The organism is Caulobacter sp. SSI4214, from assembly GCF_012184455.1.
Taxonomy (GTDB): domain Bacteria; phylum Pseudomonadota; class Alphaproteobacteria; order Caulobacterales; family Caulobacteraceae; genus Caulobacter; species Caulobacter vibrioides_E.
Genome location: NZ_SZWJ01000167.1, coordinates 1 through 3,052 on the forward strand (window position 1 = coordinate 1; position 3,052 = coordinate 3,052).

At 69.8% G+C, this 3,052-nt stretch carries 3 protein-coding genes; 1 reads left to right on the forward strand and 2 read right to left on the reverse strand.

Going from position 1 to position 3,052, the window contains the following annotated elements; translation table 11 throughout:
* Positions 1 to 166, forward strand: a 166-nt coding sequence (locus tag FCU40_RS22840) for a UDP-glucose/GDP-mannose dehydrogenase family protein (RefSeq protein WP_241693697.1), incomplete at its 5' end; no start/stop codon positions are given.
* An 11-nt stretch (positions 167 to 177) separates the two neighbouring features.
* Here FCU40_RS22840 and FCU40_RS22845 read toward each other — a convergent pair.
* Positions 178 to 2,502 carry an enoyl-CoA hydratase-related protein gene (locus tag FCU40_RS22845; protein WP_168078092.1) on the reverse strand — a complete coding sequence of 775 codons (2,325 nt, stop codon included), beginning with the start codon at positions 2,500 to 2,502 and terminating at the stop codon, positions 178 to 180.
* Between the two features lie 100 nt (positions 2,503 to 2,602).
* On the reverse strand, positions 2,603 to 3,052 hold a 450-nt coding region (locus tag FCU40_RS22850; RefSeq protein WP_206677370.1), incomplete at its 5' end, for a MerR family transcriptional regulator.

Consider the following 3,052-nt stretch of genomic DNA (forward strand, 5'->3'; position numbering starts at 1 on the left):
CGCCGACGCCCTGGTGATCCTCACCGAATGGGACCAGTTCCGGGCCCTGGACCTCGACCGCCTCAAGCTGCTCCTCAAGTCCCCCACCGTCGTCGACCTGCGCAACGTCTACAAGCCCGCCGAAATGGTCCGACACGGCTTCACCTACGCCTCTATCGGGCGGTAGAGCGGGACGGCCTATCGCCCCGTCCACTTGGGCGGGCGCTTCTGGGCGAAGGCGAGGGGGCCTTCGCGCACGTCGGCGGATCTGAACAGCGCCTTGACGGCCGGATAGGCGTCCTGGCCGCGATAGGCGGCTTCCAGGCTGGGCGTGTCCAGGCCGCGATGAACCGTCTGCTTGGACGCGCGGATCGACATCGGACTGCAGGCCAGGATGTCCTGGGCCCAGCGGCGAGCGACCGCCATGACCTCGCCGGCCGGGGCGACCTCGTTGACGAAGCCCAGTTCGACGCCCTCCCGCGCCCCGACCCGGCGGCCGGTCAGGATCATGCCCATCGCCCGCTTGAGGCCGATCAGGCGCGGCAGGCGGTGCAGCCCGCCCGCGAGAGCGGCTAGTCCGACCTTGGGTTCGGGGAGCGCGAACACCGCGCTTTCGTCTGCGACGATCAGATCGCAGGCCAGGGCGACCTCGAAGCCGCCGCCCATGGCCAGGCCATTGACGGCCGCGATGACCGGCTTGTCGAGGTCGAACCGCGAGGTGAGGCCGGCGAAGCCTGTGGTCGGGGTGCGGGTTGGCTCACCCCGGGCCATGGCCTCGGCGGTATATTTCAAGTCGTTGCCGGCCGAGAACGCCTTGTCGCCGGCGCCGGTGATGATCGCCACCCACTGGTCCGGATCTGCGGCGAAGGCGTCGAAGATCTCGGCCAACTCGGCATTGGCCATCGGGTGCAGGGCGTTCATCACGTCGGGACGGTTGATCGTGACGATGGTCAGCGGTCCTTCCCGTTCGACCTTGGCGAATTCGCCCTTGCCGAGGCTCCGGGGGCGCTTGGCCCCTGCTTCCCAGATCAAGGTTCCGAACACGTCGACGCGCACGTGGCCCTCGGTCCCGACGGCCGAGCGCTCCATCGACAGCAACGGGCTCATCGAGGCTTGGTCGTCGGGGGCGATGCGGGCCATCAGTCGTTCCCCGGCCGGCGTACGCGCGATGACGATCCCGTCCTGGGGCGCGCCGTCACGGCCGAAGCGGACCGTGTAGGTCTCGATGGTCGCCGGACCGTCATAGCGCTCGACCAGAACCGGCACGGGTCCGCGCGCCGCGTCGGCGGCGGCCTGCACCGAATAGTCCTGCGCCAGCGGCTGGTCTGGCGCCTTGGCGCCGACCACCAGGGCGTGGTGCTTGTTGACATAGCCGCCCTGGCCGTAGAGCAGGCCCAGATCCTCGGGGTGCTCGCGCAGCCTGCGCGTCATCGCCGCCACCGCGTGGCCCATATAGTTGTTCAGCGGCGCGCCAAAGAAGGTCAGGCCGCCCGTCACGGTGGGCGGGACCTTGTCGGCGTCGAGGCCCAGGGTGCGCAGGGCCATCTTCGGCACCACCGGGAAGCAGCTATAGAGCTCCATGTGCGCGAAGCGGTCCGCGCCGCCCACCTGCGCCGCCGCCGTCTCGAGCACGGTCTGCTGGGCGGTGGAGTGGGCGTAGCTGTCGCGCAGCAGATAGTCCTCGGGCTCCCGCGCGGCCGCCCCACTCCAGACGTGAATGATGCGGTCCTCCGGCACGCCCAGCTCGCGCGCCAGGGCCAGGCTGGTGACGAGAATCGCGGCGGCCTGGTTCACCTGCGGATTGGCCACCATCAGCTTGGGATAGGGCCAGTTGATCAGGCGGTTGTCCGGCGTGATCTCGGCGATCGTCGCCGCGTCGGGCGCGGAGCGGATCCAGGCGTTGGGATTGGTCGCTGCGACCTGGGCGTAACGCGCCCAAAGATCGGCGGACTCGGCCTGGGCCTGGGCCGGCGTCTCGCCCCACGCGGCCTGGGCCGCCATTTCATAGAACGGATAGACCTGGGCCGGATCCTGCATCCCCAGGGCCACGGCGGGCGGGCTCATGGCGAAGCGGCTGGACGGGAAGCGCACGGCGGTCTCGGCGGAGGCTAGCGGGGTCCACGGCGGCTTGGCCTTATCGCGGCGGGCGCGGGTGGCGCTGTGGGTCGACTCTCCGCCGACGATGGCGGCGACCTTCTGCTCACCGCGCGCGATGCGGACGGCGGCCTCGTGGATCAGGCGGATCGGGGTCTCGCCGCCCATGCTGGCGTTGGTCTTGCGGGCGGGATCGATGCCCAGGCGCTCGGCGAGCTGTCCCACCGGATCGACATAGCGCCAGGACACCAGGCCCACGAGGTCCAGCGTGTCGACATGCGCCAGCACACGGGCGCCGGCGTCGTCCTGCGCGGCTTCCAGCGCCTGGGCCATCAGGGCCACGGGTTCCAGACTCTGCTCCAGCGTCGTCGGGCGATCGATGGCTTCGCCGACGCCGATGATCACCGGCGAAAAATGGGGATCGCGCATGGTCCGGAAGGCCTCCCAGGCTATTCGTCTTTTGGCGTTAATCGATCAGCTAAATCGCCTCCTGGCCATGGTGACGCGGCGGCAATTCCTTATGACACGATCACGCGACGGGTTGCGCCACGCTCGCCTGCAGGCCAGCGATGGTCGGGGGGAGGGCGGCTGCGTCCGTGGCCACATGCGCGGCCAGATCCGCCAACCGCGCCAGCTGGGCCTGCTGCTCGTCGAGCGCCTCCGCCAGAGCCTGGCGCAGCGCCTCGCTTTGGGCGGCGGGCTTGTCCCGCAGAACCAGGATGTCGCGGATCGCGGCGATCGGCAGACCGACGCCGCGCAGGGCGACGATGGCCTTCAGCTGTTCCAGCGTGCCGGAGTCGTAGCCCCTCACGTTCCGGGCGAGGCGGTGCGAGCGCACCAGCCCTTGGTCCTCATAGTGACGCAGCGTGCGCGCCGTGACGCCCAGGCGTCGGGCGGCGTCGCCGATCTCGATCAGGCGGATCGGGGCGAGGGGAATGCGAGGTTGGTAGTTCATCAGCCAAACTCCACGAGGATTTCG

Coding starts and splice junctions, on each gene's coding strand:
- FCU40_RS22845 (WP_168078092.1), bottom strand. CDS start 2,502: ATGCGCGATCCCCATTTTTCGCCGGTGATCATCGGCGTCGGCGAAGCC.